General features: G+C 70.0%; 28 protein-coding genes and 1 pseudogene. 18 read left to right on the top strand and 11 right to left on the bottom strand.

Going from position 1 to position 25082, the window contains the following annotated elements; all coding sequences use genetic code 11:
- Nucleotides 1–4: 4 nt before the first annotated feature.
- Complete coding sequence (locus YWM_RS0104950) at nucleotides 5–253, bottom strand: hypothetical protein (RefSeq protein ID WP_028849781.1); 249 nt, start codon at nucleotides 251–253, stop codon at nucleotides 5–7.
- A 139-nt stretch (nucleotides 254–392) separates the two neighbouring features.
- On the opposite strand from YWM_RS0104950, the gene sp36 reads away from it, so the two are divergent.
- Genes sp36 through YWM_RS0104930 form a run of 4 tightly spaced genes read left to right on the top strand, consistent with a single transcriptional unit; the run spans nucleotide 393 to nucleotide 2585 of the window.
- Nucleotides 393–554: a Sp36 family protein gene (gene sp36, locus YWM_RS26060; RefSeq protein WP_156914646.1), complete on the top strand. Its 162-nt coding sequence runs from the start codon at nucleotides 393–395 to the stop codon at nucleotides 552–554.
- Nucleotides 551–1006: a RidA family protein gene (locus tag YWM_RS0104940; protein ID WP_028849780.1), complete on the top strand. Its 456-nt coding sequence runs from the start codon at nucleotides 551–553 to the stop codon at nucleotides 1004–1006. The genes sp36 and YWM_RS0104940 overlap by 4 nt, the downstream gene beginning before the upstream one ends.
- A 10-nt stretch (nucleotides 1007–1016) precedes the next feature.
- Nucleotides 1017–1796 carry an NUDIX hydrolase gene (locus YWM_RS0104935; RefSeq protein ID WP_028849779.1) on the top strand — a complete coding sequence of 260 codons (780 nt, stop codon included), beginning with the start codon at nucleotides 1017–1019 and terminating at the stop codon, nucleotides 1794–1796.
- A 12-nt stretch (nucleotides 1797–1808) separates the two neighbouring features.
- On the top strand, nucleotides 1809–2585 hold the full coding sequence (locus YWM_RS0104930; RefSeq protein WP_028849778.1) for an MBL fold metallo-hydrolase: 777 nt from the start codon (nucleotides 1809–1811) through the stop codon (nucleotides 2583–2585).
- Here YWM_RS0104930 and YWM_RS22250 read toward each other — a convergent pair.
- The 3 genes and pseudogenes from YWM_RS22250 to YWM_RS0104915 all read right to left on the bottom strand — a co-directional run.
- Nucleotides 2562–3737, bottom strand: a pseudogene (locus YWM_RS22250) (MFS transporter); the annotation flags it as partial. The gene YWM_RS0104930 and the pseudogene YWM_RS22250 overlap by 24 nt on opposite strands.
- A gap of 810 nt (nucleotides 3738–4547) precedes the next feature.
- Nucleotides 4548–5222, bottom strand: coding sequence for a Crp/Fnr family transcriptional regulator (locus tag YWM_RS0104920; protein ID WP_028849777.1), 675 nt, complete (start codon nucleotides 5220–5222; stop codon nucleotides 4548–4550).
- A gap of 127 nt (nucleotides 5223–5349) precedes the next feature.
- A complete protein-coding gene (locus YWM_RS0104915; RefSeq protein ID WP_028849776.1) occupies nucleotides 5350–5595 on the bottom strand; it encodes a hypothetical protein in 246 nt (81 codons plus the stop codon).
- A gap of 301 nt (nucleotides 5596–5896) precedes the next feature.
- On the opposite strand from YWM_RS0104915, the gene nth reads away from it, so the two are divergent.
- From nth to YWM_RS0104895, 4 genes are read left to right on the top strand one after another with little or no spacing between them, the layout of a single operon-like run.
- The gene (nth, locus tag YWM_RS22245; RefSeq protein WP_052344560.1) at nucleotides 5897–6628 is read left to right on the top strand and encodes an endonuclease III; all 732 of its coding nucleotides are present in this window, start codon (nucleotides 5897–5899) and stop codon (nucleotides 6626–6628) included.
- Complete coding sequence (locus YWM_RS0104905) at nucleotides 6625–7239, top strand: TlpA family protein disulfide reductase (RefSeq protein ID WP_028849775.1); 615 nt, start codon at nucleotides 6625–6627, stop codon at nucleotides 7237–7239. Before nth ends, YWM_RS0104905 begins: the two co-directional genes overlap by 4 nt.
- On the top strand, nucleotides 7236–7958 hold the full coding sequence (locus YWM_RS0104900) for an NUDIX hydrolase (protein ID WP_028849774.1): 723 nt from the start codon (nucleotides 7236–7238) through the stop codon (nucleotides 7956–7958). The genes YWM_RS0104905 and YWM_RS0104900 overlap by 4 nt, the downstream gene beginning before the upstream one ends.
- The gene (locus YWM_RS0104895) at nucleotides 7955–9139 is read left to right on the top strand and encodes a MarP family serine protease (RefSeq protein WP_028849773.1); all 1185 of its coding nucleotides are present in this window, start codon (nucleotides 7955–7957) and stop codon (nucleotides 9137–9139) included. The genes YWM_RS0104900 and YWM_RS0104895 overlap by 4 nt, the downstream gene beginning before the upstream one ends.
- Here YWM_RS0104895 and YWM_RS0104890 read toward each other — a convergent pair.
- The 5 genes from YWM_RS0104890 to acs all read right to left on the bottom strand — a co-directional run bounded on the left by YWM_RS0104890 (nucleotide 9136) and on the right by acs (nucleotide 14640).
- On the bottom strand, nucleotides 9136–10074 hold the full coding sequence (locus YWM_RS0104890) for an alpha/beta fold hydrolase (protein ID WP_028849772.1): 939 nt from the start codon (nucleotides 10072–10074) through the stop codon (nucleotides 9136–9138). The genes YWM_RS0104895 and YWM_RS0104890 overlap by 4 nt on opposite strands.
- A 1-nt stretch (nucleotide 10075) precedes the next feature.
- Nucleotides 10076–10588: a phage holin family protein gene (locus YWM_RS0104885; protein WP_028849771.1), complete on the bottom strand. Its 513-nt coding sequence runs from the start codon at nucleotides 10586–10588 to the stop codon at nucleotides 10076–10078.
- Between the two features lie 51 nt (nucleotides 10589–10639).
- On the bottom strand, nucleotides 10640–11851 hold the full coding sequence (nhaA, locus tag YWM_RS0104880; RefSeq protein ID WP_043659631.1) for a Na+/H+ antiporter NhaA: 1212 nt from the start codon (nucleotides 11849–11851) through the stop codon (nucleotides 10640–10642).
- A gap of 84 nt (nucleotides 11852–11935) precedes the next feature.
- The gene (locus YWM_RS0104875; protein ID WP_028849769.1) at nucleotides 11936–12655 is read right to left on the bottom strand and encodes a VIT1/CCC1 transporter family protein; all 720 of its coding nucleotides are present in this window, start codon (nucleotides 12653–12655) and stop codon (nucleotides 11936–11938) included.
- On the bottom strand, nucleotides 12655–14640 hold the full coding sequence (acs, locus tag YWM_RS0104870) for an acetate--CoA ligase (RefSeq protein ID WP_028849768.1): 1986 nt from the start codon (nucleotides 14638–14640) through the stop codon (nucleotides 12655–12657). Before acs ends, YWM_RS0104875 begins: the two co-directional genes overlap by 1 nt.
- A 158-nt stretch (nucleotides 14641–14798) precedes the next feature.
- Here acs and YWM_RS0104865 point away from each other — a divergent pair, with 158 nt between their 5' ends.
- Nucleotides 14799–15539: a Fic family protein gene (locus tag YWM_RS0104865; RefSeq protein ID WP_028849767.1), complete on the top strand. Its 741-nt coding sequence runs from the start codon at nucleotides 14799–14801 to the stop codon at nucleotides 15537–15539.
- Nucleotides 15536–16630 carry a CapA family protein gene (locus YWM_RS0104860; RefSeq protein ID WP_028849766.1) on the top strand — a complete coding sequence of 365 codons (1095 nt, stop codon included), beginning with the start codon at nucleotides 15536–15538 and terminating at the stop codon, nucleotides 16628–16630. The genes YWM_RS0104865 and YWM_RS0104860 overlap by 4 nt, the downstream gene beginning before the upstream one ends.
- 87 nt (nucleotides 16631–16717) lie before the next feature.
- Here the strand turns inward: YWM_RS0104860 and YWM_RS0104855 are convergent, their stop codons facing one another.
- Nucleotides 16718–17668, bottom strand: coding sequence for a MurR/RpiR family transcriptional regulator (locus YWM_RS0104855; RefSeq protein ID WP_028849765.1), 951 nt, complete (start codon nucleotides 17666–17668; stop codon nucleotides 16718–16720).
- A 658-nt stretch (nucleotides 17669–18326) separates the two neighbouring features.
- Nucleotides 18327–19136: an HAD family hydrolase gene (locus tag YWM_RS0104850; RefSeq protein WP_028849764.1), complete on the bottom strand. Its 810-nt coding sequence runs from the start codon at nucleotides 19134–19136 to the stop codon at nucleotides 18327–18329.
- 147 nt (nucleotides 19137–19283) lie between these two features.
- Between YWM_RS0104850 and ssd the strand changes: the two genes are divergently transcribed.
- The 8 genes from ssd to YWM_RS0104810 all read left to right on the top strand — a co-directional run bounded on the left by ssd (nucleotide 19284) and on the right by YWM_RS0104810 (nucleotide 24974).
- Nucleotides 19284–20372 carry a septum site-determining protein Ssd gene (gene ssd / locus YWM_RS0104845; RefSeq protein WP_028849763.1) on the top strand — a complete coding sequence of 363 codons (1089 nt, stop codon included), beginning with the start codon at nucleotides 19284–19286 and terminating at the stop codon, nucleotides 20370–20372.
- A complete protein-coding gene (locus YWM_RS0104840) occupies nucleotides 20372–21538 on the top strand; it encodes a TadA family conjugal transfer-associated ATPase (RefSeq protein ID WP_028849762.1) in 1167 nt (388 codons plus the stop codon). The genes ssd and YWM_RS0104840 overlap by 1 nt, the downstream gene beginning before the upstream one ends.
- Nucleotides 21532–22344 carry a type II secretion system F family protein gene (locus tag YWM_RS0104835; RefSeq protein WP_043659629.1) on the top strand — a complete coding sequence of 271 codons (813 nt, stop codon included), beginning with the start codon at nucleotides 21532–21534 and terminating at the stop codon, nucleotides 22342–22344. The genes YWM_RS0104840 and YWM_RS0104835 overlap by 7 nt, the downstream gene beginning before the upstream one ends.
- Nucleotides 22341–22943: a type II secretion system F family protein gene (locus YWM_RS22240; RefSeq protein ID WP_043659628.1), complete on the top strand. Its 603-nt coding sequence runs from the start codon at nucleotides 22341–22343 to the stop codon at nucleotides 22941–22943. Before YWM_RS0104835 ends, YWM_RS22240 begins: the two co-directional genes overlap by 4 nt.
- 147 nt (nucleotides 22944–23090) lie before the next feature.
- On the top strand, nucleotides 23091–23255 hold the full coding sequence (locus YWM_RS27030) for a DUF4244 domain-containing protein (protein WP_342664924.1): 165 nt from the start codon (nucleotides 23091–23093) through the stop codon (nucleotides 23253–23255).
- Between the two features lie 8 nt (nucleotides 23256–23263).
- Nucleotides 23264–23695, top strand: coding sequence for a TadE family type IV pilus minor pilin (locus tag YWM_RS22235; RefSeq protein ID WP_084612183.1), 432 nt, complete (start codon nucleotides 23264–23266; stop codon nucleotides 23693–23695).
- On the top strand, nucleotides 23692–24126 hold the full coding sequence (locus tag YWM_RS22230; RefSeq protein WP_052344558.1) for an Rv3654c family TadE-like protein: 435 nt from the start codon (nucleotides 23692–23694) through the stop codon (nucleotides 24124–24126). The genes YWM_RS22235 and YWM_RS22230 overlap by 4 nt, the downstream gene beginning before the upstream one ends.
- A gap of 245 nt (nucleotides 24127–24371) precedes the next feature.
- On the top strand, nucleotides 24372–24974 hold the full coding sequence (locus tag YWM_RS0104810) for a bifunctional DNA primase/polymerase (RefSeq protein ID WP_028849759.1): 603 nt from the start codon (nucleotides 24372–24374) through the stop codon (nucleotides 24972–24974).
- Nucleotides 24975–25082: the final 108 nt, after the last annotated feature.

Here is a 25082-nt window from a genome sequence, read left to right as displayed (position 1 = left end):
GTGCTCAGGACGCCAGGACCATGACCGTCACCGTGACCCCGGCCACGACGACGAATGACCAGGCCAGCCAGGGTGCCAGCACCGTGGCCATGAGCACGCCGACGATCAACGAGGCGGCCAGCACGACGGCGCCCGCGGCGGCGGCCTTGCCGCCGGAGTCGGTGCGCTCGCGAACATTGGCCATGACGAACAACACCAGCGCCAACTGGGCCGCTGCGAACAGCGCAGTTGCGATGATGCGCCATGTCTCCATGGCCGAAAGGCTACGAGTGCGGTGATCGTTGTGGCGGCGCAACCCCCGCTGCTGTGGGCAGGCTCGCTTCCGCCTGGGCGGGACAGCGCGGCTACAACGGTCGTAGGCTGCCCCAGACGAAGAGGAAAAGGAGTGTGCCTTGAGCGCGACGAAGTGGGAGTACGCGACTGTTCCGTTGCTGATCCACGCCACCAAGCAGATCCTCGACCAGTGGGGTGAGGACGGCTGGGAGCTGGTGACCGTGGTGCCTGCCCCGACCGGTGAGCAGCACGTGGCGTACCTCAAGCGGGAGAAGGCATGAGCTGGAAGGCGAAGCTGGACGAACTCGGGATCTCGTTGCCCGCGGTGCCCGCCCCGGCAGGCGCCTACCTCCCCGCGGTGCAGACCGGGTCACTGGTCTACACCTCCGGTCAGGTGCCGCTGGCCGACGGCAAGCCGATCGCGACCGGCAAGGTCGGTGCGGACGTCAGCCCGGAGCAGGCGAAGGACCTGGCCCGCACGTGTGCGTTGAACGCGCTGGCCGCGGTGGACTCGCTGGTCGGCATCGACGCGATCGTGCGGGTGGTCAAGGTCGTCGGTTTCGTGGCGTCCGCGGAGGGCTTCGGCGGTCAGCCGGGCGTGATCAACGGCGCGTCCGAACTGTTCGGGGAGATCTTCGGCGAAGCGGGTCAGCACGCCCGGTCGGCGGTGGGAGTGGCCGAGCTGCCACTGAACGTGCCGGTCGAGGTGGAGATCATCGTCGAGGTGTCCTGACGTGGAGCCGATGCGGTTGCCTGACGGCTTCGAGTTCTCGCCACCCGAGCGGCCTGCGACCCCGAAGGACGCCGCCACCGTGATGCTGGTGCGCGATCACGACGGCAGGCTGGAGGTGTTCCTGCAGCAGCGGGTCTCCGCCATGGCGTTCGCCGGCGGGATGACGGTGTTCCCCGGCGGAGGGGTCGACCAGCGCGATGCGGATGCCACGGTGGCGTGGAACGGCCCGGGCCCGCAGTACTGGGCCGACGTGTTCGGGTGCTCGACCGAGCTGGCGCGCGCGTTGGTGTGCGCGGCGGTGCGGGAGACGTTCGAAGAGTGCGGTGTGCTGCTGGCCGGCCGCTCGGCGGACACCGTGGTCGACGACGCCGAGGAGTACCACGACGTCCGGCAGCGCCTGGTGTCCAAGGAACTGTCCCTGGCCGAGTTCCTCGACGCCGAGGGGCTGGTGCTGCGTGCCGATCTGCTCCGGCCGTGGTCGAGCTGGGTGACGCCGCCGCAGGAGCCCAGGCGCTACGACACCCGGTTCTTCCTGGCCGAGATGCCTGCCGGGCAACGGGCGGACGGGGCGACCTCGGAGGCCCAGTCGGCTGCCTGGAGCACGCCGGCCAGTGCGCTGGCCGACGTCGAGGCAGGCCGGACGCGGATGCTGCCGCCGACCGTGCACACGCTGCGCGAGCTGAGCAGCTACCGCACGGTGGCCGATGCGTTGTCCGCCGAGCGGGAGGTCTTCCGGGTCAGGCCCAATCTGGTGGCCGACGACGAGGGTGTCCGCGTCGAGTTCGACTAGCGAGGAGCGAGTGTGAAGCACCCGGCGTACGAGCAGCTCAGGCAGGTCAGCCCGATCGCGGGCGTGGTGCTGGAGAACAATCCGTCCGCGATGACGCTGGACGGCACCAACAGTTGGGTGCTGCGTGCCGAGGGGCACGGTGGCGGGATCGTGGTCGACCCCGGCTACGACGACCGCGAACACCTGAACGCGCTGCTCGGTGTGGCCGGTGACGTCGAGCTGGTGCTGTTGACGCACCACCACGGCGATCACTCCGAGGGCGCCGCCTGGTTCGCCGAGCAGGTCGGTGCGCCGGTGCGGGCGTTCGAACCGTCGTTGTGCCGTGACGCCGAGCCGCTGACCGATGGTGAGCGGCTCAGCGCAGGCGGGCTCGAACTGTCCGTGCTGCACACGCCGGGGCACACCGCTGACTCGGTGTGCTTCGTCATCGACGGCGAGCAGCCGCACGTGCTGACCGGGGACACCGTTCTGGGCAGCGGCACCACGGTGCTGGACGACCTTGGTGACTACCTCGACACGCTGGCCGAACTCGCCGACGTGCCGTCCGGCTCGCTCGGGCTCCCCGGCCACGGGCCCGAGCTGCCGGACCTGCTCGTCACCGTCAAGGAGTACCGCGAGCACCGCGAGCAGCGGTTGGACCAGGTGCGCGCGGCGCTGGCCGAGCTAGGCCCGGACGCCACTGCGCGACAGATCGTCGAGCTGGTCTACGCCGATGTCGACCCCGTTCTGTGGGGTCCGGCCGAGGCCAGTGTCCGGGCTCAGCTCGACTACCTCCGGCGGCGTGGCTGACATCGTCTTCCGGCGTAGGAAGACCACGGTGGCCAGCACGGTGCCGACGGTCAGCGCGGCGAGGAACGACCACGGTGGGCCATAGGCCTCCACGATCTGGCCGCTGAGGGAGTGACCCGCGGACAGGCCGAGGGTGACCGCGGTGACGATCCAGCCGAACGCTTCGGTCGCGGTGCCGCGCGGAGCCACCAGCTCGATCACCGACGAGTGTGTCGTGGACTGTGGCGTGATGAGGATGCCCGCCAGGATCATCGACAACCCGAGCGCCGGCATCGACTCCGGCGCCAGCGACGTGGGCAGCGCGACCAGGCCGACGCAGATCGCGAACGCGCCGAGCAGCACCGGCAGCCGCAGCTCGATCGAGCGCGGGATCGGGCGCAGGCTGTAGGCCACGCCGAACAACACCGAGCTCAGCGACCACACCGACAGCAGCAGGCCACCCAGCGTCGGCCGGCCGACTGCGGTGGCCGCCGCCGGGACGGCGACCTCGACGAATCCGATCACGATGCCGAACCCGGCCGCGGCGATCACCACGGTCCGCATACCCGGGCTGACCAGGGCGCCGAGCAACCGGCGCCGTTCACGATTCGTGGTCGGCCCCCAGGCCCGCACCACCCGGCTGAGCGCGAAGATCACCGATCCGACGACCATCATCGCCGCGCCGATGACCACTCCGAGTCCCGGCCACGGCAGGGCGATCATGACGCCGGCGAAGCCGGGCCCGATGATGAAGAAGACCTCCATGGAGATGGCTTCGTAGGCGTAGGCCGCCTCACGGAGCGGGCCGGACGGCAGGACGCGGGTCCACAGCGACCGGGACGACGACGCGACCTGCGGCTGACTGAGCCCGGACAGTATGGCGAGCGCCATCATCGTTACGGTCGGCGCGCCGTTCTCCACCGACAGCACCAGCCCGGTGATGGCCATGCCGAACAGGGCGGCTGCGACGAGCAGCGGCCACATGGGTCCGAGCCGGTCGATGATGCGGCCCTGCAGGACCGATCCGACGGCCACACCGATCAGCGAACCGGCGCCGACCAGCCCCGCGGTGGCGAACGAGCCGGTCGCACGCTGCACGTACAACAGCACCGAGAAGCCGACCATGGCCACCGGCAGCCGGGCGAGCAGCGACGACAGTACCGGCCGGAGCATGCCTGGCGCGGTCAGCGCGGCACGGTACGACGCGAGGGAAGTATGACCTGTCACCAGACCAGTATGAGCTTTTTTGGTACGGCAGTACCAGTCGATTTCCGGTTAGCTCCGTCACCGTGCGACCGGGCAGGTCTCGGCCAGAGGTCGGGCCGGTGAGGTGACTTGTGGTCGCAGGTCGGCCGGCTGGCCCCCGACCTGGTGTCGGCTTGGATCGTGGGGATGCTTGCCGCCGGCGCCAGGGGCGCCTGTTTCCCCCCAGGAGCGGCACGCGGCGTGAACGCCACGAACACCCCAGAGGAAACGCAATCCGTACATCTGTCTTATAAGCAATGCCCTGGCCGGAAGATCGCCTTCTCGGGTGCCGAACAACGGGGCGGGGAAACGTCGGCCCGGCGAATCTCGTGAATGTTGTTCGCGTCGGCGACGGTTGCAAACGCAACGCGGCGGACCGGCATCGCCGCCCGTCAACGGCCTACGGCGACCCGCGGCGGCCCGTCGGGCCGAATGGGATCAGCACCACGGGATCTCGGTTTGATAACGGTCAGTGATATTTGGCCGATATGGCGCAACATCTCGGCCGCAACGACGTCCTTGAGGGTGAACGGCCTTGAATTGTGGGGTACAGGTCGGGGATTGTGGGTATACCAACTGCAGAAGACTCCCTCCGGCAACACGGGTCGGGGCCTATGACCGGAGGGCGGGGAGCGCGGAACGTCGGGGGATGGGCCGCGCAAAGATGAAGGGCCGGTGCGCCACGTCGGGGGTGGCGCCCGGCCCTTCATCTCTGTCTTGGGGCGGCTCCTGACGAGCTCACCGCGCGCGGCGGGCGAGCCGCTCGGGGTCGAGGATCAGCACGCTCTTGCCCTCCAGCCGCAGCCAGCCGCGCTGTGCGAAGTCGGCGAGTGCCTTGTTGACGGTCTCGCGGGAGGCGCCGACGTACTGCGCGATCTCTTCCTGCGTCAGGTCGTGCGTCACGCGCAGCAGGCCGGCTTCCTGCGAGCCGAAGCGCTGGGCGAGCTGCAGCAGCGCCTTGGCCACGCGGCCCGGCACGTCGGTGAAGATCAGCTCGGCCACCATGTTGTTGGTACGGCGCAGGCGGCGGGCGACCACGCGCAGCAGCTGCTCGGCGATCTCCGGCCGAGTGGAGATCCACTGGCGCAGCGCGGGACGGTCCATGGTCACCGCCCGGACCTCGGTCACCGTGGTGGCGGTCGAGGTACGCGGACCGGGGTCGAAGATGGACAGCTCGCCGAACATGTCCGCGGGCCCGAAGATGCCGAGCAGGTTCTCCCTGCCGTCGGCGGACTTGCGGCCGATCTTCACCTTCCCGGACAGGATGATGTACAGCTTGTCACCGGGCTCACCCTCTTGGAAGATGACGTGGCCGCGCGGGAACTCCACGCTCTCCAACGTCTGCGCCAGCGCCTCCGCGGCGGCCGGCTCGACGCCTTGGAAGATGCCCGCCCGGGCAAGAACCTCGTCCACCTCATGCCTCCTGTCGCACGCGACATTTGCCCAGCTCATGGACCGTGTCGCTGATCGCTCCGTGCAGATCCTATCTACGGGTGGCGAGGGTGCGCCAACCCACCGGGTTCATCGGCGGTGCGCGTGTCTACTGACGGCGGGCGCGGACCCGCGCAGCGCGGCCGCCGAGACGACGCAGCCGGAACAGCTCAAGAGCCCGGCCGATGCCCTGCTTGTAAAGCGCTTTCACCTCGTGAGGTTGCGCCGACTCGAGGAACTCCTCGACGTCCGTCTCCCGCACGGTGACGTTGGCGAGCTTGCTCTCCACCCGTTCCATGAACAGGGCGAAGAAGAGAACGACCAGCGGTACGGCGATCACGAACCAGACAGTCATATCGGACAATCCTCGCTCACTGCCTCGGAATCCGGTCGGCAACCGGCTCTCCTTGGCGTGTTGTCGCGCCTGCTTGCGGTTGTTCCCGCGCCCCGCAGCGGGTGGAGCCCTGGCAGCGCTGGTGTGCGTGCTGCCGGTGCGCCATGGACCCCGCCTGCGTGTGCGACGGGATCCTCGCCCGTAGGCTATCCAGGTGCCCTCCGTAGCTAACACGCACCCTGGCGCCCGATCGGGTTCCCCCAGAAGGACGCGCAAGTTCGACGCCGAAAGCCGGCTGGCACTGACGAGACGCGCGCGGCGGATGAATCGTTGCCTCGGGGAGGCATTTCCGAACGCGCACTGCGAGCTGGACTACCGGACACCGTTGGACCTGCTGGTCGCGGTCATCCTGTCCGCCCAGTGCACCGACGAGCGCGTCAACCAGGTCACGCCGGAGCTGTTCCGGCGCTACCCGACGGCCGCGGACTACGCCGGAGCCGACCGCGCCGAGCTGGAGGAACTCATCCGCCCGACCGGGTTCTTCCGCAACAAGGCGAACGCGTTGATGGGCTTGGGCGCCGCGCTGGTGGAGCGGCACGGCGGCGAGCTGCCCAGCAAACTCGAGGACCTGGTGAAGCTGCCGGGTGTCGGCCGCAAGACGGCGAACGTGGTGCTGGGCGAAGCCTTCGGGGTGCCCGGGATCACCGTCGACACCCACTTCAACCGGCTGGTGCACCGCTGGAAGTGGACCGACGCGGAGGATCCGGTCAAGGTCGAGTTCGCCGTCGGCGAGCTGATCCCGCGCAAGGAGTGGACGGTGCTGTCGCACCGGGTGATCTTCCACGGTCGACGGGTCTGCCACGCCCGCAAGCCCGCGTGCGGAGCGTGCCTGCTGGCGCGGGACTGCCCCGCGTACGGCGCTGGACCGACCGAGTTCGACGCGGCCGCGAAGCTGGTCAAGGGGCCGGAACGCGAGCACCTGCTCGCACTGGTGAAAAAGCAGCTGAAGATCGACGAACCGGACGAGCCCGACGGAGCGGGCGCGGGGCAGTGACCAGAGCGGCGTGGGTGGCGCTGGCGGTCGGCGGGGTGCTGCTCGCCGCGCTCATCGTGCTGCTGCCGCAGTCACCGTCGAACGGCGGCACGGAACCCTCGTCCGCCGGCTCATTGGCTGACGCGCGCAACCAGGCCCATCTACGGCCCTGTCCGCAAGGTGCGGGTGAGCCGGTGTCCAAGCTCGCCGGGGTGAAGGCGACGTGCCTGGCCGACGGTCGTCAGGTCGATGTGGGACAGATGCTCGGCGGTCAGGTCACACTGATCAACGTCTGGGCGACGTGGTGCCCGCCGTGCCGTGACGAACTCCCCGTGCTGGAGGAGTACGCGCAGAGCTACGGCGCGGTGCAGGTCCTCACCGTGCAGGTCGACAGTCCGCAGGACGACGGTCTGCGCATGCTGAAGGATCTCGGCGTCCGCCTGCCCGGCGTGCATGACGGTGATCAGCGCTACGGTCCGTTGCGGCGGGCGCTGTCGACGCCTAACGTCCTGCCCGCTTCCTACCTGGTCGATCAGGACGGCACGGTGCGGTTCATCAGCAACCCACGGGTGTTCGCCTCCGTTGACCAAGTACGATCCGCCGTCACGCGCCACCTGAAGGGGGCGGAATGAACCGAGGCGCCCTGGTCGACGTGCACGCGGTGCCGCCGTGGCTGCGCAAGCTGGTGGAGGTCGCGGGCAGCACGCAAGCGCGCGACATCACCCGGTTCGTCCCGCCGCCGGACGAGAAGACCAAGGCTGCGGCCGTCCTCGTGCTGTTCGGTGACGGGGAGGCGGGCCGCGGGCACGACGTGCTGTTGCAACGCCGCGCGCACCATCCGAACGACCGGCACAGCGGCCAAGTGGCCTTCCCCGGCGGTGGCGCGGAGGACGGCGACGACGGCCCGGTCGGGACCGCGTTACGGGAGGCGGAAGAAGAAACCGGGCTGGATCCTGCCGGGGTGCTGCCCATCGCGGTGATGCCCGAGCTGTGGATCCCGGTGTCCGGCTTCGCCGTCACCCCGGTGCTGGCGTACTGGCAGCGGCCGAGCCGGGTGTGGGCGGTGGATCCGGCCGAGACGGCGGCGGTCGCTAGGGTGCCGATTGCCGATCTGGCCGACCCGGCGAACCGGTTCATGGTGTTCCGGGAGGACACCGGGTGGCGCGGGCCGGCGTTTTCGGTGCACGGCATGTTGGTATGGGGTTTCACCGCGGGCCTGCTCAGCGCACTACTGTCACTGGCCGGCTGGGAGCGCGAGTGGAACACCGAGGACGTCCGTCCGATCGAAGAGGCGCTGCGTGAGCACGGCGAGCGGCTCTGGACGGGCCGGGGACGGGAAGGCGACGGGTGAACTGGGTCGACGTGTTGGTGGTCGTGGTCGCCGTCATCGCCGCGGCGTCCGGGGCCAGGCAGGGAGTGATCATCGCCTTGCCCGCGTTTCTCGGTGTGCTCGCCGGCGCGGTCATCGGCATCAAGGTCGCCCCGCTGATCGTCGACATGTTCGACCACCCGGCAGCGAAGGTGGCCTTCGCGGTGGCCACCGTGGTCTTCCTGGTCGCGCTGGGTGAGACGTTCGGCGTGTGGATCGGCCGCACGATCAAGGAACGCGTCGATTCTCCGAAGCTGGCATGGCTGGACAACTCCCTCGGCGCCATCGTGCAGGGCATCGTGGTGTTCGTCGTCGCGTGGCTGATCGCGCTGCCGCTGACGTCGGTGAGCGGGCTGCCCGGGTTGGCGTCGGCGATCAACGGCTCTGCGGTGCTCAGCCAGGTCAACGACGTCATGCCGGAGCAGGCGCGGGCGCTGCCGAACGACCTGCGCAAGCTGCTCGACGTGTCGGGTCTGCCGTCGGTCATCGCACCGTTCGTGCAGCCGCCCGCGGCTGAGGTGCAACCGCCGGACAAGCGGCTGCAGCGTTCGCCCGTGGTGCGCGAGCTGCGGGACAAGGTGTTGAAGATTCGCGGTGACGCGCCGTCGTGCTCGCGGACGTTGGAAGGCAGTGGCTTCGTTGTCGCACCGCAGCGGGTGATGACGAACGCGCACGTCGTCGCGGGTACCACCAGCGTGCGGGTGGAGACCGACGAGGGGACGCTACCCGCGCGCGTGACGCACTTCGACCCGGACGTCGACGTCGCCGTGCTCGCGGTTCCGGACCTGAACGCAGCGCCGATTCCGTTCGCCGACGTCCCGGCGGCCAGTGGCGACAACGCGATCGTCCTGGGCTACCCGCTGGACGGCCCGTACACCGCGACGGCCGCGCGCATCCGGCAGCGCACAGAACTACGCGGTCCGGACATCTACGAGTCGAAGACCGTGCGCCGTGACGTCTTCACCGTGCGCGGCTCGATCCGTAGCGGGAACTCCGGCGGGCCGATGGTGAACCCGGACGGCGAGGTCATCGGGCTGGTGTTCGGCGCGTCGGTGCAGGACCCGGACACCGGTTTCACGCTCACCGCGGCGGAGGTCGAGCCGGAGGCACGCAGGGCGCCCGAGATGGTCAACGACGTCGGCACCGGCCGCTGCACGGCCTAGCGGGCGAGCCACTTCAGCAGCAGCTCGGTGGTCTTCTCCGGCGCTTCCAGCTGGGGATAGTGACCGACACCGGGAAGTTCCTGCAGCCACGACCCGGGGCCGGCCCAGGCAGCGGAGGCCTTGGCCGTGCGGGGCAGTACGCAACCGTCGACCCGACCGTGCAGTTGCAGCACCGGCGCCGGGCTCGGATCACGCATCGCGGCGGCGAACCGCCGGCCGTCCCCACGGAACAGCGAGCGGAACGCCCACCGGTAGAACTCCAACGCGCAGTGCGCCGCGCCCGGGATCTGCATGGCAGAGCGCAGATAGCGAGCGGTTTCGCCGAACTCCGGGGTGTCCACCCACGCGGGCCCGGCCCATTTGCGCAGGTAGTGCTCGACCGCCGCGGCGTCGTGGGCGACGAGGTCGCGCTCCGGCTTCATCGGAACCTGGAAGCGGTAGAAGTGCCCGGTCGCGCGCCGTTGCTCGCTGTTGTACAAGCACCGGCGCAGCCCCGGACGCAGCGCGAGCGGATGCCAGCCGCCGAGCACGCCCACCGAAGAGACGACCCGAGGGTGCAGGACGGCCGCCGTCCACGCGAGTGCGCCACCCCAGCCCTGTCCGATCAGATGCGCCTTACTGGCGCCCAACGCCCGCACCAGCCCGGCGATGTCACCGGAGAGCGTCCACGCGTCGTAACCACGTGGGGGCTTGTCCGAATCGCCGTAGCCGCGCAGGTCGGCGGCCACCACCCGATAGCCTGCCGCGGCCAGCTCGGGCATCTGCCGATGCCACACCCACCAGCAGCCGGCGAACCCGTGCAGCAGGACGACCAGCGGCCCGTCGGCCGGACCGTCCGCTTGCGCGACATGCAGCGAGATGCCGTTCGCGGAGACCGTGCGGTGGGTCCAGGGCCCCGGCGTGCGCACGCTCGACGGGTCGGGTGCCTGCTTCACATCAGCCGGTGGTCAGCTCACTCGACGCGGGCTGCTCGGACTGCTTGGGCCGCAGCGCCGCAGCGGTCTGCTTGACGCTGTCGATGGTGCGTTCCGGTGCCTTGATCTTGCGCACCCGCTGGTATCCCAGGAACGCGCACAAGCCGGCGACCAGCAGCATGATGCCGAAGACGATCGCGAACGACGCCCACCTCGGCAGCCACTCGGACAGCAGCTCGGCGAGGAAGAAGAAGAAAAAGAACGAGCTGTACAGCGCCACGGTCAGCGCGACGATGAACAGGACGCTGCCCTTGACGCCCTTCTTCACCTCGCCGACCAGCTCCGCCTTGGCCAGCTCCACCTCGGCACGGACCAGCGTCGACATGTGCGTGGTCGCGTCCTTGACCAGCGCGCCGATCGAGCGGTCGTCGCCCGCGCCGTTGCCGGCGCCCGGCTCGTCGGGGGTCAGCGGGAGGTACCCCACCGTGCCGCCTGCCTGGGACAATTGATCATCGCGCCTGCTCACCCTTGACATCGTGCCATGGGGTGGGCGGAGCGCAAGGCAGGACCCGGGCGAGTCGGCTGCTCAGCCTGCTTCGGCAGCTCGTTTGCGATGCGAACGGGAGCGGCGGCTCAGCATGAGCGCGGCCAGCAGCGAAGCCACCAGTGAGCCGAGCAGGACCGCGGCCTTGGCCGGTTCCCGCACGTCGTCCGGCAGGCCGAGATCGGCGATCAGCAAGCTGACGGTGAATCCCACGCCGCCCAGCAACGCCAAGGCCGTGATGTCGAGCCACCCGGTTCTGGCGGGCAGACGGGCCAGACCGGTCGCGACGGCCAGGCCGCTGGCGCCCAGAATGCCGATGAGTTTGCCCGCGACCAGGCCGACGGCGATGGCCAGCGGGATCGGTGTGCTCACCACCGTGGACAGCGCCTCCCCGTTGACCGGAACCCCGGCGGCGAACAGGGCGAACAGGGGAACCGCAAGCATGGCGGAGTACGGCTGCAGGCGATGTTCCAACCGGGCCGCCGGGGCTTCCTCCTCACCCGGATCGGTTCGGACGCGAGTCAGCATGCCCATCGCGACACCGGCGAGCGTGGCGTGCACGCCCATGGAGTGGACCGCGACCCAGATGACGACGGCGAGTGGCACGTACAGCCAGGAGGAGCGGATGCGTCGCCGCTGCAGCCACCAGTACAGCGTTAACCCGGCGGCCGCGATCAGTGCGGCGACGAGATCGATGCCGCTGGTGAACAGCACGGCGATGATGACGATGGCGCCGAGGTCGTCCACCACCGCCAGCGACAGCAGGAAGATTCGCGCCCCGCTCGGCAGGTGCCGTGCGGTCACCGCGAGCACGCCGAGCGCGAAGGCGATGTCGGTGGCCATCGGCACGGCCCACGCGGTACCCGAGCCCTCTTCGCCCCACGACATGACCAACGTGATCACGGCGGGAGCCAGCATGCCCCCTGCCGCCGCCAGGATCGGCAGGGTCGCGTCCTTGATCGATGCCAGTTCACCGAGGACCAGCTCGCGTTTGAGCTCCAGCCCGACGACGAAGAAGAACAGCGTCAGGACGCCGTCCTTGGCCCAGTCGCCCACGGTGAGGTCGAGATGCAGCTGCGAGGGGCCGAACTTGTGGTCACGGACCGCGGTGTAGACATCGCCGAGATCGGAGTTCGCCCAGATGAGCGCCACCGCGGTGGCGATGAGCAGGACGACACCGCCTGCGGTCTCGGTACGCAGGTAACGAGCGAACTCGGCAATGGGCCGGGGTGCGCGGCGCGGCCGTGTCGTCACGAAAACTCCCTGTCACGAGGGGACATCACGCCGACCAGACTTCCCGGCACACCTTTGCCGATCCTAACGGCTGAGGCGGCCCCGTCAGCCCACTGTGATACCGAACACGACTCCTACGTAGTACGTCACGAGCATGGCCAACACACCGACGCCGACGTTGCGTGTTATCGCCCGCCGTGCTCGGGCGCGGCCCAGCCGGGCGCTGATGTAGCCGGTCAACGCCAAGCCGACGACCACCGCGGCACCACACGCCCACACCCGCAGCGAGACGGGTGGCAGCGAGATCGCGACCAGCGGTAGCAGGCCGCCGATGGTGAAGGCCAGGAACGAGGCCCAGGCCGCCTGCCACGGGCTGGTCAGGTTGTCCGGGTCGATGTTCAGCTCCGCCTCGGCGTGCGCGCGCAGCGGATCCTTCGCCGTCAGTTCCTCCGCCACCTGCCGCGCCAGCGTCGGCGACAGGCCCTTCTCCTGGTAGATGGCCGCGAGCTCGTCGAGCTCCTCCTCAGGCATCTGTTCCAGTTCTTTGCGTTCCAGCCGGATCGCCGCCCGTTCGGTGTCGCGCTGCGTGCTGACCGAGACATACTCGCCACCGGCCATCGACAGCGCTCCCGCGACCAACCCGGCGATCCCCGCGGTCAGGATCGCGGTGGCGCTCGTCGTGGCGCCCGCGACCCCGACCACCAATCCAGCCATCGAGACGATGCCATCGTTCGCGCCGAGGACCCCGGCTCGCAGCCAGTTCAGCCGCTCACCGAGGTCCTCGCGCCGATGTTTCTCGCCCTCGTGGTACGAGGTGTCGCTCATCAGTCGGCGTTCTTGCCCGACTTCAGCCGGTCGGCGATCTGGTCCATCACGCTCGAGTCGGCCAGCGTGGTGACGTCTCCGATCTCCCGGTTCTCCGCCACGTCCCGCAGCAGCCGCCGCATGATCTTGCCGGAGCGCGTCTTCGGCAGCTCGGGGACGACCATGATCTGGCGCGGCTTGGCGATCGGGCCGATCTCCTTGGAGACGTGCTCGCGCAGCTCGGCGATCGCCTTCTCGCCCGCGGCCGCGGTGTCCGCGGAGCCGCGCAGGATGACGAACGCGACGATGCCCTGGCCGGTCGTCGGGTCCGGTGCGCCCACCACCGCGGCCTCGGCCACGTTCGGGTGGGACACCAGCGCCGACTCCACCTCGGTGGTGGAGATGCGGTGGCCGGAGACGTTCATGACGTCGTCGACCCGGCCGAGCAGCCAGATGTCGCCGTCGTTGTCGTACTTCGCGCCGTCACCGGCGAAGTAGTAGCCCTGGTCGGCGAAGCGCTGCCAGTAGGTCTCCTTGTAGCGCTCGTCGTCGCCCCAGATGCCGCGCAGCATCGCGGGCCACGGCTGGTCGAGCACCAGGTACCCGCCGCCGCCCTTGCCGACCTCGTTGCCCTGGTCGTCGACCACCTTCGCGGAGATGCCGGGCAGCGGACGCTGCGCCGAACCGGGCTTGGCGGCCGTGACACCGGGCAGCGGGGAGATCATGATCGCGCCGGTCTCGGTCTGCCACCAGGTGTCCACCACCGGCGTCTTCCCGGCGCCGATGTGCTCGCGGTACCAGACCCACGCCTCCGGGTTGATCGGCTCACCGACCGACCCGAGCAGCTTGAGCGACGACAGGTCGTACTTGGCCGGGATGTCGTTGCCCCACTTCATGAACGTGCGGATCAGCGTCGGCGCCGTGTAGTACTTGGTCACCTTGTACTGCTGCACGATCTCCCAGTGGCGGCCCTCGTGCGGCGTGTTCGGCGTGCCCTCGTACACCACCTGAGTTGCCCGGTTGGCCAGCGGGCCGTAGACGATGTAGCTGTGCCCGGTGACCCAGCCGATGTCGGCGGTGCACCAGTAGACGTCCTCGCCGGGCTTGTGGTCGAACACCACGTGGTGGGTGTAGGCGACCTGGGTCAGGTATCCGCCCGAGGTGTGCAGGATGCCCTTCGGCTTCCCGGTCGTGCCGGAGGTGTACAGGATGAACAGCGGGTGCTCGGAGTCGAACGCCTGCGGCTGGTGCTCGGCCGACTGCTTGCCGACCAGGTCGTGCCACCAGACGTCGCGCTCGTCGTTCCACGGCACGTCCGGCGTCTCGTCACCGGTACGCCGCACCACGATGACCTTCTCCACCGACGCTGCGCCCTCCAGCGCCTCGTCGACCTTCTCCTTCATCGGCGCGGCCTTGCCCCGGCGGTACTGCCCGTCGGAGGTGATGACGACCTTCGCGTCGGCGTCGTCCACCCGGGAGCGCAGCGCGGCCGCGGAGAAGCCACCGAACACCACGCTGTGCATGGCGCCGATGCGGGCGCAGGCCAGCATGGCCACGACCGCCTCGGGGATCATCTGCAGCTGGATCGCCACCCGGTCACCCGGCCCGACACCGAGCGACTCCAGCGCGTTGGCCGCCTTGCAGACCTCGTCCTTCAGCTGCGCGTAGGTGATGTCGCGGGTGTCGCCGGGCTCGCCGACCCAGTGGATGGCGACCTGGTCGCCGTAGCCGGCCTCCACATGGCGGTCGACGCAGTTGTAGGCGACGTTGAGCTTGCCGCCGACGAACCACTTGGCGAACGGCTTGTTGGACCAGTCCAGCACCTGGCTCCACCGGGTGTCCCAGTGCAGCCGGTCGGCCTGGGCCGCCCAGAAGGCCTCGCGATCGGCCTCCGCCTCGTCGTAGACGCTGGCGTCGACGTTCGCCGAGGCGGCGAAGTCCTCGGGCGGCGGGAACGTGCGATTTTCTGTGAGCAGGTTCTGCAACGTTGCTTGCTGCTCTGCCATTGTCGTGACGCCTCCTGGTGCTCAGGTGCTGGGCCTAGCAGTGTGCTGATGACAACACTCTTCCAGTGCCGACGTTAGCGCCCCGCACAATGGCGCGCACCACCGTTCGTCCCGCGCTGATGACCGTTCGTCCGCCGGTCGGTGTAACGTCCGGGCACGTGACCGATCCGCTTGCCCCGCTGCTCGAGCTCGCCGGGGTCGACGATGCCGTGCAGTCGGCGCGCCAGGCCGTCGACGCCGTCCACCGCCACCCGACCAACCGCAAGGGGTGGCCGACCACCGCCGCGGAAGCCTCGGTACGGGCCGCGCGTGCCTCGGCCGCGATCGACGGCGGCGATGCCGAGATCCCGCCGGACGGCGAGGTTCGCGAGCCGGTGCTGGCCGGAGCGCTGCGGGTGGCGGAGGCTCTCGGCGGGATGCTGTCGACGTGGCAGCGGTCGCCTCTGCAGGTCCTGGCGCGGCTGCACGTGTTGGCGGCGGCGGACCTGATCGAGAATCCGGATCGGCTGGGCAGGCCGCGGCAGGACGAGGCGGTCGCGCGGCGGCTGGAGTTGCTGGCCGAACTGGTGACCGGTGGGACGAGCGTGCCCGGTCCGGTGCAGGCGGCCGTGGTGCACGGGGAGCTGCTGGCGTTGCGGGCGTTCGGCCCGGGTGACGGCGTGATCGCCCGGGCAGCCGCCCGGCTGACCATGATCGCCACCGGCCTGGACCCCAAGGGGCTCGCGGTACCCGAGGTGGCGTTCTTCCGCCGGTTGGGGACCTACCAGGAAGCCGCGGAAGCCTTCGCGAGCGGGACGTCGGACGGCGTGCGCCAGTGGTTGTTGTTCCACTGCGAGGCGATCGAGACCGGCGCGAAGGAGGCCGTGGGGATAGCCGACGCGGCGGGTGAAGCGCGGTGAGCCGCCGCGGGCTCGCCGTGCTGGTCGCACTGGTGATGCCCGCGGGATGTGCGGTGGCCACCGAGCCCGGTGTGCCGACCGCGACGAGCAGCGCGCAGCCCGAGCAGTTCACGCTGGTGGCGACCGGTGATGTGTTGATCCACCCGGCGCTGACCGAGCAGGCCGAAGCGGATGCGGAGAGCGGGCGGGATTTCCGGCCCCTGTTCGCCGGTGTCCGGCCGATGATCAGCTCCGCCGATCTGGCGTTGTGTCATCTGGAGGTGCCGCTGGCCGGGCCGGACGGACCGTTCTCCGGCTATCCGTCGTTCAGTGCTCCGCCCGAGGTGGCCGATGCGCTGGCCGGCACCGGCTACGACGCGTGCTCGACGGCGTCCAACCACACGTTGGACCAGGGCGAAAAAGGCGTGCGCAGCACGTTGGATGCGCTGGACAAGGCGGGTTTGCAGCACACCGGCTCCTACCGGTCGGAGAAGGAATCGCGCGAGCCGTTGCTGCTCGAGGTCGGCGACGTGCTGGTCGGTCATGTTTCGATGACTTTCGGCTTCAACGGGATTTCGCTGCCGGATGACAAACCGTGGTTGGCGGACGAGCTGGATGTGCAGGCTGCCGCGCGGAAGGCTGCGGCGGCGCGCAAGGCCGGCGCCGACGTCGTGGTGGTGAGCGCGCACTGGGGTGTCGAGCACCAGCACGACCCGTCGCTCGAGCAGCGGAAGATGGCCGAGCAGCTGCTGGCGGACGAGAACATCGACCTCGTCCTCGGTCATCACGCGCACGCGGTGCAGCCGATGGAGAAGATCGGCGGCGAGTGGGTGGCTTACGGACTCGGCAACCATGTGGCGCGGCACGAGGACCCCACCGGTGACACCGAGGACGGGATAGCCGCGCGGTTCGCCTTCCGCCGGAACGGTTCCGGCTGGACGGTGCACAAGGCGGAGTATCTACCCACGTTCGTCGACCTCGGGCCGCCGATCCGGCTGAAGGATCTGTCCCGCGAGGAGGAAGGCGCGTACGCCGAATCGCTCGAGCGGATCGACGAAGCGGTGTTGTCGCTCGGGGCCGACGAGGACGGGCTCACGCGCCCCGGTCGGTGACGCGGTGGTGCGCCCAGGACGAGAAGACTCCCGTCCTGGGCGCATGGATGGCGCCGGGTGGCCGCCGCTTGCCGTCCCGGCGTCCCCTCACCTGTGGAGATGGTCCGGTGTCATCGGGTGCGGCCGTTTCCGCCTGCGGTCCTGCCGCACGCCGAGGCGGTGCGTCCCGGTGACGTCCTTGGCCGGGTCCAACGCCGCGGCCGCCGCCGGGCCGAGCCGTTGTGCGACGCCGACGAACAGGCAGTCGATCACGGTGAGCTGGGCGATCCGGCTGGCCGCGGACCCGGACCGGAACGTCGTCTCCCGGGCCGCGGTGGTGAGCGTGTGGTCGGCCGACGTGGCGATCGGTGACCGGGGGAAGTTGGTCAGCGCCACGGTGGTGGCGCCGCGCTCCTTCGCCGCACGCAGTGCCTCCAGGACGTCGGTCGTGGCGCCGCTGTGCGAGATGGCGATGGCGACGTCGCCGGAGTGGAGCACGCCTGCGGAGGTCAGCATGAGGTGCGTGTCCGACCAGGCGAAGCTGACCTTGGACAGCCGGTGCAGCTTGTGCTGCAACTCGTTGGCGACCAGCGAACTGGCACCGACGCCGTAGATGTCGATCCGCTCGGCCGCGGCGACCGCATCGACGACCCTGGTCAGCGCGGTGAGGTTGAGCTGACTGGCGGTGTCCTCGATCGCTCGGGCGTCGGCGAAGGTGACCTTGTTGACGACGGTGGCTATGTCGTCGTCGAGCTCGATGGTCCCGCCGTACATCTGGTTGACCCTGGCCTGCATGCGGGCCGCGTCGGCGGCGAGCGCGATGCGCAGCTGCGGGTAGCCGCCGACCCCGACGGCCTTGCAGAAGCGGGTCACGGTCGTTTCGCTCGTGCCTGCTGCCAGTGCCACTTCGGTGATGCTGCGGGTCGCGACCGCGGACGGGTCCTCCAGCACGACCTTGGCCACTCGCTGCTCGGCGCGGGCCAGCCCGGGAAGCAACGAACGGATGCGTACCAAGGGTCCCACGTCGGCGTCGTTGGCTTCGAAGAAGGGAGCGTCCAACGGCGTGCGGCCAGCGGGTTGTTGCGGTGGGGAGTCTGTGAGCGACACCGGCGATCACGCCCTTCGTAGTGGTGCAACCGTGAGGGGAGGTGGCGGCCGAGAAGCATTGGACAAACCGTACTTTTCAGCCCAAAGGTTGCTTGGGTTCGCCAGTTAAGGTCGCTCGATGGTGTGACTGCGTTAGCAGTCGGAAGTTAACGGATTGGCAAACGGCTTGGTGGGCCGGTCACCGGCGGTGATTTTCCGCGGACATAACGCAGGCGGCGGTCGTCGACACGAATGTCGGCGACCGCCGCCTGCTCGCGCGGGCACTCGGGTTACCAAGCGTGCAACTCGTGTCGTACCTATCGGGTACTCGGCGCCCAGCGTCCTGGTACGCAGTCCCTTGACGACAAGCCTCCCGCGGCGTGCTGCGCGTGGGTGCCCGGAGTCCGCGCACGGAGCCCGAACGGGGTGGATCCGGCTTCTCTTCGCCGGCTCCCTGGCCGAACCGGAGTCCGCACCTCCCTTTCTACCCAGTGACGGCGGTCACTTCAAGACGCCGGACGGGGTGCACCGGTCAAGACGTGTTCAGCTGGTGACACAAGCACCGATGGTTAGTAGGATTTTTCGTCGGCCCAAGGGGCGTTATCGCTGATCAGAGCCCCTTTCGGGGGTTTTATCCGTTCCGGTTCTCGCGTTTGCGGCGGCGCACGCCGTACCATGTCGCGCCCACCGCGGCGGCCGCCCCGACACCGACCCCCAAAACCACGGCGGCCGCGGTCGACTGCGGGATCCTCGAGCGCAGCGTGACAGGGCGGGAGAAGGTCAGAATCGGCCATCCGCGCTCGGTCGCGACCTTGCGCAGCAGCTTGTCCGGATTGACGGCGAACGGGTTGCCGACGGTCTCCAGCAGCGGGATGTCGGTGCTCGAGTCGCTGTAGGCGAAGCAGGTGTCCAGGTCGTATCCGCGCTCGGCGGCCAGCTTCCTGGCGGCGTTCGCCTTCTCCTGCCCGTAGCAGTAGAACTCCACCTCGCCGGAGTAGCGCCCGTCGACGATTTCCATCCGCGTGGCCACGGCGTGGGTGGCGCCCAGCATGTCGGCGACCGGAGCGACGACCTCTTGTCCGGTGGCCGACAGGATGATCACGTCGTGCCCGTCGGCCTTGTGTTTCTCGATCAGCTCGGCTGCCTCCGCGTACACCAGCGGGTCGACCACGTCGTGCAGGGTTTCCTCCACCACCGCCCGCACTTGCGCGACGTCCCAGCCGGCGCACAGCGCGGAGATCTGGGCGCGTAGCCGCTCGGTGGTTTGTTCGTCCGCTCCGGCCAAGCTGAACATCAGCTGCGCGTAGGCGCTGCGCAGGGCCGCGCGGCGATTGATCAGGCCTTGCCGCAGCAGCGGCTTGCTGAAGGCCAGCGCACTGGACGAGGCAATGATCGTCTTGTCGAGGTCGAAGAATGCCGCGACCGCCCCGGCTGACTCCATGCCGCCACGATAGCCGGACGAGTTGTCCACAAGAGGGTGGTTGTCCACAGCGGCACCGTCGTGCCCTGGCCGGCCGACGGTCCCCACCGGAACCTGGAGTAAGCGATCGCGCAGGCGATCGCGGGCACTCACGGACTGGGGGGAGCGATGTCGGAGCAGCACCGGCCGCTGGTCGTCATGCAGGACGAGGCGCTGCTGGACGAAGTGTTACGGCTCGCCGCCGCGGCGGGTTGTGAGGTCGAGGTCGCGCCGGATCCGCCAGCGGCTCGGGGTTCGTGGCTGCGCGCGCCGCAGGTGCTGGTGGACGGCACCGCGTTGCAGGCGGGCTTGCGTGGGCAGGTGCCGGCCCGAAGCGGTGTGGCGCTGGTGTGTCGCGGGCAGCCGCCGGACGGCTGCTGGCGGTCGGCGTTCACCGCGGGCGTCGAGCAGGTGTTGACGCTGCCGGAGGACGAGCAGTCGCTCATGGCGCTGCTCGCCGAGGTCGTGGACGGGCCGCCGGCGGGTGACGGCCGCGTGCTGGGAGTTGTCGGTGGCCGCGGCGGTGCGGGCGCTTCGGTGTTCGCGGCCGCGGTCGCCGTGGAGTCCGCGCGGCGCGGGGAGGATGCGTTGCTGGTCGACTGTGATGCGCTGGGCGGCGGGATCGATTTGCTTCTCGGCGCCGAGCACGACGGTGGATTGCGCTGGCCGGACGTGTCGGTGCGCGGCGGCCGGGTGTCGATGCAGTCGTTGCGATCGGCCTTGCCGCGGCTCACCTGCGGTGGCGGGTCCCTCGTCGTGCTGTCGTGCGCCCGCGAGGGCGCCGGCCCGAGCGCGCAGGGAGTTGCGGCGGTGGTCGACGCGGGCGTGCGCGCCGGTCACACGGTGGTGTGCGACCTTCCGCGTGAGCTCGATGCGGTGGGCTGGGAAGTCGTCGATCGTGCGGATCTGCTGGCCGTCGTGGTGCCTGCGGAAGTGCGCGCCACGGCTGCGGCGATGCGCGTGGTCGAGCGGCTCAGTGGTCGCGCACGGCGGGTCGGAGTCGTGGTGCGCGGGCCGGCCCCGGCCGCGTTGCCGGAAGCCGCGGTGGTCGAAGCGCTCGCTGTCGAGCCGCTCGCGGTGATGCGGGCCGAGCCGCGGCTGGCGCGGCGAACCGAGTGCGGCGAGTTCGGTCCGCGCCCCGGAGGGCCGCTCGCGCGGGCAGCGCGGGACGTGCTGAGCGCGTTGTGGCAGGAGCCGACCCCGGCGGAGGTCGCCTGATGCGCGCGGATCTTGTCGAGCGGGTGCGGCGTCGGCTTGCCGTACAGGGTGCAGATGTCAGCGCGGCCGCGGTGGCCGATGCGGTGCGTGCCGAAGCGGGCGGGGTCGCCGGGCATGGTGACGTGCTCGAGGCGGTCCGCCGGCTCCGCCAGGAGCTGGTGGGGCTCGGGCCGCTGGAGGAGCTGATCGCCGACGAAGCGGTGACGGATGTGCTGGTGACCGCGCCGGACCAGGTGTGGGTGGACGGCGCGGAAGGGCTGCGCCGGACCCGGATCCGGTTCGCCGACGAGTCCGCGGTGCGGCGACTGGCGCAGCGATTGGCGCTCGCGGCGGGCAGACGCCTGGACGACGCCCAGCCCTATGTGGACGGTTGGCTTCCTGGAGTGGGGCCACACGGGCGGGTTCGGCTGCACGCCGTGCTTCCGCCGGTGGCCGCCGACGGCACCTGCATCGCGTTGCGGGTCCTGCGTCAGGCGACGTTCGATCTGCAGCAGTTGCACAGGTCGGGCGCGTTCGACGCGGAGACAGCCCGGGTGCTCGAGGCAATCGTGTCCGCCCGGTTGGCGTTCCTGGTCAGCGGCGGGACGGGTGCAGGCAAGAGCACGTTGCTCGGTGCGTTGCTGGGCGTCGTACCGGCGCGCGAGCGCGTTGTCTGCGTCGAGGACGCGCAGGAGTTGGCGCCGCGTCATCCGCAATTCGTCCGTTTGGTTTCGCGTCCGCCGAACATCGAAGGTGCCGGGGAGATCACGCTGCACGACTTGGTGCGGCAGGCGCTCCGCATGCGGCCGGACAGGCTGGTGGTCGGCGAGGTTCGCGGAGGCGAGGTCGTCCCGATGCTCAACGCGCTGAACACCGGCCACGAGGGCGGCGCGGCCACGGTGCACGCCAACGCTCCGGCAGAGGTGCCCGCCCGGCTCGAAGGTCTCGCCGCGCTCGGCGGCCTGTCCCGCGAAGGGCTGCACAGCCAGCTTGCGGCCGCGGTGCACGTCGTTCTCCACATGCGACGGCAGGACGGTGGGGTGCGGGCGCTGACCGAGATCGGTGTGCTGCACCGAGAGACCACGCTGGTGCGGGTTCTCCCGGTATGGCAACGCGGGACGTGGACCGAGCACGCCGACCGGTTCGCCGAGTTGTTCCGCGCAAGGGGAGTGCAGCCGCCGTGTTGACATCGCTGATGCTGCTCGCCGCCGTGCTGTGCTGGCCGCCGTCGCCGGCGTTCCGGCTGCGGGCCGTTCGCGCACATCGCGGCCTGCGCCGGCGGAGGAAGCCGTCGGAGCGGGTCATCGCGGCCGCGGCAGTCGTCACTGTGGCCGTCGCCGGGTGGGTTCTTCTGGGGCCTGCGGGCGCCGTGGTGGGTGGACTGGCTGGGGTTGTGACGGCGCGGCGGCTTCGAGCTCGTCGGCAACGCGCGGCCGAGGCGGTGGAGTACCGGGTGATGGCGGAGGCCCTGGGCGGCTTGGTCGCCGAGCTCCGAGCGGGTGCACATCCGGCCGCTGCAGCCGCGTCCGTGGCCGCGGACGTTCCGGAAGGCACTGGTGCTTCGCGCGGGTTGCGCGCTGTGGCGGCGGCCGCGCGCCTGGGTGGCGATGCCGATATCGCATTGGCCGATGCCGCCCAGTCGTCCTCGATCGGCGCTGAATTGCTGCATCGGGTGGCGCGGGCATGGCGGCTCGCGCAGGAGCACGGTGTCCCGTTGGCCCCGGTGCTGGATGCGGTGCGTCGTGATGTGGAAGCGACCGCGCGGTTCGCCGATCACGTGCACGCGAAGCTGGCCGGACCACGGGCGAGCGCCGCCGTCCTGGCTTGCCTGCCGCTTGTCGGCATCGTGCTCGGCGAGGTCATGGGAGGCGCACCAGTGCGAGTGCTGTCCTCCACACCCGCCGGTCAGGCCCTGCTGATGGTCGGGAGTCTCCTGGTCTTCGCAGGAATGACCTGGGTAGGCAGGCTCACGCGAAAGGCGGTGACGGGGTGACGTCGCTGTGCCTGGTGGTCGCGGCTTTGCTGACCGCGCCCGCGGCGACCAATGTCAAGGGCCGCCTGGCTGCGGTGGTCGGCCCTCGCGCGGGATCTGGCTCGGTTGGGCCGTCGGCACCGCGCACGGACACCAACGACCGCCGCGGAAGCACTGCCGACCCGCTCGCGGTGGCAGCAGGTTGGGATCTGCTGGCCGCATCCCTGCGCGCGGGCCTTCCGATCGCCGAAGCTCTTCGCGCGATCGCCGACGGCCTTCCGGCGGCGGCGGCCGATGCGCTGCGGAGGACGAGCGAACTCCTCGCGCTGGGCGCCCCGGGCGATGAAGCATGGCGGCCGGCCGCGGCCTGTCCGGCGACGGCACCGTTGGCGCACGCGGCTCGCCGGTCCGCGCAATCGGGGAGTGCGCTGGCCGAGGCAGTCGACGACATGGCTGCTCGCTTGCGAGCCGAGCAGATCGAGGCGGCGGAGACGAGGGCCCAGCGTGCAGGCGTCCTCGTCACCGGCCCGCTCGGACTCTGCTTCTTACCGAGCTTTTTGTGCCTGGGCGTCGTGCCGGTGGTGATCGGTCTCGCCGGTCAGCTCACCGTGCTGCCCTGACTTGTCGGAGTGTCCGAATGGGCGCTCGCGGGAGAAGCGGCTGACTCTCACACCTGGGAGGGCTGATTCATGAATCTGTCACATCCTGCAACGAAGACCGTGGCTCGAGCGCTCCGCCTGCCGCTGCGCCGGTGGCCACTGCTTCGCGTGCCGCGACTGGTGGGTGACGACGGCATGACCACCACGGAATATGCCATCGGCACCGTAGTCGCAGCCGCGTTCGCCGCCGTGCTCTACGCGGTGGTGAGCAGCGACGAAGTGGTCGACGCACTGACTGGCTTGGTGCAGGACGCGCTAGCCGTCGACTTCTAGGCGGGCGCATGGAGCCGCACGAGGTCCTCGGTAAGGATCGGGGCGCGGTAACGGTCGAGGCGGCGATCGCGGTGAGCGCGCTCGTCATCGTCGTGGCGCTGTGCCTGGCCGGAGTGGGTGCGGTGGTGGACCAGATGCGGTGCACCGATGCCGCGCGAGAAGCAGCTCGGCTCATCGCTCGCGGTGACCGGCAGCTGGCCGATCGCGCCGTCGCCGAGATCGCTCCGGCCGGGGCTCGCCTCGACGTGGAGAAGTCCGCCGAGCTCATTCGGGTGCAGGTGAGCGCCGAGCCTGCCGGGGGCCTGTTGCCGATGAGCTTGACCGCGGAGGCGTTCGCCGTTGGCGAGCCCGGCGCCGAGCCTGCGCCGGAGACGGCGACCCCGGCGCAGGCATCGTCGTCGAGCAGCAACGGCTCCGGACCGGGAGGCCGGGTTCGATGACATCCGCGTCACGCGAGTGCGGAGACGAAGGTGTCGCCACAGTGTGGGCGGCGGGGGCGATCGCCGCTGTGTTGCTGGTATTCAGCGTCGTGGTCTGGCTCGGCGCAGGCTTGGTCACGCGACATCGCGCGGCATCCGCCGCCGATCTGGCTGCCCTCGCGGCAGCCACGTACGCCCGCGACGGCGAGTCGGTCGCCTGCGATCAGGCGAGGCGAATAGCCGAGCTGATGCGTGCCGATCTCGCAGGCTGTCGATTGCAGGAATGGGATGCGCTGGTGCGCGTCCGGGTGGACCCGCCCGGACCGGTGGCGATGTTCGGTCGCGCTGCTGCCAAGGCTCGGGCTGGGCCGATCGACAGCGTCGATGAGCGGTCGATGAACGGGCGTGGTAGCGAATTTGCGACCGGTTGGACGGTCATTGGGCGACGGTGAGCGGTATCACTACCGCCCGGCGTGAGCGGTTTCACGTCAGTTGATCACGGCGACACGTTCGGTTGAACCGTTGGACGTCCGTCGTTCAACGTTCGGTGACTACCGGTCGCCGAGCACCCACTACCCGCAATTTGCATGTTGCAGTTCACTCAATGGGGCGGGCAGGCCGTCCTGCGGTCGAGCCCCGAGAAAACGCAGGTTCACCTGCACCATTGCGCACGAATACCGAGGAGACGGAAAGACCGATGTTGCACACCGAGGGGCCGGAAGCCTGGCGCAGTGCGTTCCGTATCGAGCTGCGCACCGAGGCGGTAGATCTCGCGCTGCGCGGTTGGCCGGTCTTTCCGGGCAGCTATCCGGGAAGCGGCGAATGGCGCGGCCCGCAGCCTGTGACGGACGACTGGCGCCGCGGTGTGCGCGTCGACGCCAAGGCGGTCGCCGAGAAGTGGCACGAGGAGCCCTACAGCGTGCTCGTGGCGACCGGCACCGTGGTGGACGCGGTGGAAGTCGACGCCGAGCTGGGGCGCGCGGCAGCGGGTCTGCTGCGTGCCGAGGACAGGCCTGCCCCGATTCTGGCCATGCCGAACGGCCGGTGGATCTTCCTGACCGCCTCCGGGCCCGAACTCCCCGCACAGCTGGCCAACCGGCCCGGGGTGGTTCACCACGGCAAGGAAAGCTGGGTGCCCCTCCCGCCCAGCCCGTACCCCGGCGGCATCGTGCACTGGCGGGTCAAGCCCGAGGTGTGGGGATGGAAGCTCCCGCATGCAGCCGCGGTGCACGGCGTCCTGGCCAGGGCCGCCGGTCTGGTGGACGGCGCGCAGGCGAGGTTGCAGCCGAGCGCGGCGTAAGCGACAGGTGGCAGCGCCCCGACCGCTGCTCGCCGGTCGTGCCGGCATTCGCGGCCTGTTCAGCCCCGGTCGGCCGTGGATGCCGCGCCACAGCTCGAGACGGCACCG

Origin of the sequence: Thermocrispum municipale DSM 44069 (assembly GCF_000427825.1) — a bacterium.
GTDB classification, from domain to species: domain Bacteria; phylum Actinomycetota; class Actinomycetes; order Mycobacteriales; family Pseudonocardiaceae; genus Thermocrispum; species Thermocrispum municipale.
This window is presented reverse-complemented; position numbering and strand designations above follow the sequence as displayed.